Raw genomic sequence first — 2,557 nt, 5'->3', positions numbered from 1 at the left:
TGCCAGCGGACACGAAAAAATCGGAGCTGGCGGACAGTTCGCTCCGGGCTGGTGGACATGAAAACTCCGGGCCGGTGGTCACCGGATCTCCGGACACGCCTGACTGTTGTCGGTGAACAGGCGGGGTCTCTCCCTGCGGTTGGCTCTTGGTTGTCGATCAAGTGCCCGCCGACGTTGGGAGAGACCCCTTGGCGAAGTCTGACAGGGAGATCATGGAGATCTTGGAAGCGTTCGACCTGACACGCTGTGCGCATTCCGCGGCGCGGCTGGCCGGGGTTGATGAGAAGACGGTTGCTCGGTATGTGGCGATCCGGGACGCCGGTGGGGATCCGTTGGTTCGGACGCGGCGGCCGCGGTCGATAGACCCGTTTCTGTCGAAGATCGAGGAGTTGGTGGACCGGTCGCAGGGCAAGGTCCGCGCTGATGTGGTGCATCAGCGGCTGGTCGCGATGGGGTTCGGTGGGACTGAGCGGACGACCCGGCGGGCGGTGGCCGAGGTGAAGACGGCCTGGCGGGCCGGCAACCGGCGCAGTTATCGGCCGTGGGTCGCTGAGCCGGGCCTGTGGCTGCAGGTTGACTGGGGTGAAGGGCCGCGGGTCGGCGGGCGTCGCACGCAGTTGTTCTGCGCGTGGTTGGCCTGGTCGCGGTTCCGGGTGGTGATCCCGGCCTGGGACCAGACGTTGGGCACGCTGGTGTCCTGTTTGGACGCCACGCTGCGCCGGTTGGGTGGAGTGCCGACCTACCTGCTGACCGATAACCCGAAGACGGTCACGATCGATCGGGTGGCCGGGGTGCCGATTAGGCACCCGGACATCGTCGCGGCTGGCCGGCACTACGGCTGCAAGGTGGAGACCTGCCAGCCGTTCGATCCGGAGTCCAAGGGCGGGGTGGAGCACACGGTCAAGGTGGCCAAGGCCGACCTGGTGCCGACCAGCGCGAACCTGCTGCCCGCCTATGCCACGTTCACCGAGCTCGCGGACGCGTGTTTCCAGTGGTGCGAGCGGGTCAATACCCGCGCGCATAGGGAGATCAAGGCCGCGCCGGTCGACCGGCTCGCGGTGGAGCGTCGGCACCTGCACCGGCTGCCGGCCGAGCCGCACGCGGTCGCGCTCGGCGAGGAGCGCCTCGTTGACGATGACCAGACGATCCGGTTCGGGTCGGTGCGTTACTCCACCCCGCCCGGTCACGTCGGATCGAAGGTGTGGTGCCGGGTCGTCGGCGACGAACTGGCCATCGTCGCCCGCACCTCGGCGGGTCTGGCCGAGATCGCCCGACATGAGCTGTCCACACCGGGCAACCCGCGGATCGTCGACGAGCACTATCCGCACCATCCGGGCGGGAACTTGCCCCGCCAACCCCGGCCACGGCCCCGCACCCCGGAAGAGGTGGCGTTCCTCGGTTTGGGTGAGGGCGCCAACCGGTGGCTGGTCGAGGCGGCCGCCGCGGGCGCGACCCGGGTGCGATCCAAGATGGCCCGCGCGGTCGAGCTCGCCAGTCTGGTCGGCCTCGCCCGGGTCGATGAAGCCCTCGGCCTGGCCGCGATTGCCGGCCGGTTCGGCGACCAGGATCTGGCCTCGATCCTGGACCATCTGGCCACCTCCGGCATTCCGGACGATGTGGTGATCGCTGACGAGAACCACTCGGCGCAGCCCGGCACCAGCTCGTGGGGGAGGTTCGGCGCATGACTCGCCCTACCGCCCCAGCGATCCCGGACGAGCTGGACCGGTTGCTGCGCCGCATGCGGCTGCCCTACCTGCGCAAGGCCGCCCCCGACGTCCTGGCGACCGCCCGGGCGCAACGCTGGGATCCCGCTGAAGTCCTGCGGGTGCTGATCAACGAGGAGGTTATCGGCCGGGACAGCGCCACCCGCCGAATGCGTCGGCACTCGGCCAGCTTTCCCACCGGCAAGACCCTGGCCTCCTGGCGGCCGGAGGAGTCCTCGATCCCCGAGCCCACCCAGCATGCCCTGTCCACATTGGAATGGATCGGCCGGCACGAGAACCTTGTGCTGGCCGGCCCGTCCGGCACCGGAAAATCGCACTTCGTGGAGGGCCTGTCCCAAGCGGCCATCGAGAAGGACCTGCGGGTGGTCTGGTTCACCCTTGAGTCGCTGACCCAGACGATCGGGAAGGCCAAAGTGGACGGATCCGTCGCTCGCACCGTCGCCCGGATCTGCCGTTGCGACCTGATCGTGGTCGATGACATTGGCATGCTCCCGGCCGGGCAGGACGCCGCTGAAGCGTTCTACCGCATCATCGATGCCGCCTACGAGCGCCGCAGCGTGGCCGTGACAAGCAATATCCACCCGTCTGGCTTCGATTCGATCATGCCCAAGACGTTGGCAACCGCCACCGTCGACCGGCTCCTGCACCACGCTCACCTCGTCCTGACCAAAGGCGACAGCCACCGCCTCGCCGAGGCCCTCGCCGGCAAGGGGGTGGTCCCGCTGAGCTGACCACCCAACCGGAGATCTGGTGACCACCCACCCGGAGAACTCATGTCCGCACAGCCGGAGGTCCGCGGTCCGCACAACCGGAGATCGAGATGTCCGTTGACA

General features: G+C 68.4%; 2 protein-coding genes. Both read left to right on the top strand.

Going from position 1 to position 2,557, the window contains the following annotated elements:
• Positions 1-212: 212 nt before the first annotated feature.
• Positions 213-1,685: an IS21 family transposase gene (istA, locus tag QMG73_RS45995; protein ID WP_281906482.1), complete on the top strand. Its 1,473-nt coding sequence runs from the start codon at positions 213-215 to the stop codon at positions 1,683-1,685.
• On the top strand, positions 1,682-2,455 hold the full coding sequence (gene istB, locus QMG73_RS45990; protein ID WP_281906480.1) for an IS21-like element helper ATPase IstB: 774 nt from the start codon (positions 1,682-1,684) through the stop codon (positions 2,453-2,455). The genes istA and istB overlap by 4 nt, the downstream gene beginning before the upstream one ends.
• Positions 2,456-2,557: the final 102 nt, after the last annotated feature.

The organism is Phytohabitans aurantiacus, from assembly GCF_027923225.1.
GTDB classification, from domain to species: domain Bacteria; phylum Actinomycetota; class Actinomycetes; order Mycobacteriales; family Micromonosporaceae; genus Phytohabitans; species Phytohabitans aurantiacus.
The sequence above is the reverse complement of the archived record's forward strand: the minus strand, read 5'-3'. Positions and strand labels throughout refer to the sequence as shown.

Excerpts from the sequence above, each read along its gene's own strand:
- istA (WP_281906482.1), top strand. The coding sequence starts at position 213 with ATGGAGATCTTGGAAGCGTTCGACCTGACACGCTGTGCGCATTCCGCG.
- istB (WP_281906480.1), top strand. The coding sequence starts at position 1,682 with ATGACTCGCCCTACCGCCCCAGCGATCCCGGACGAGCTGGACCGGTTG.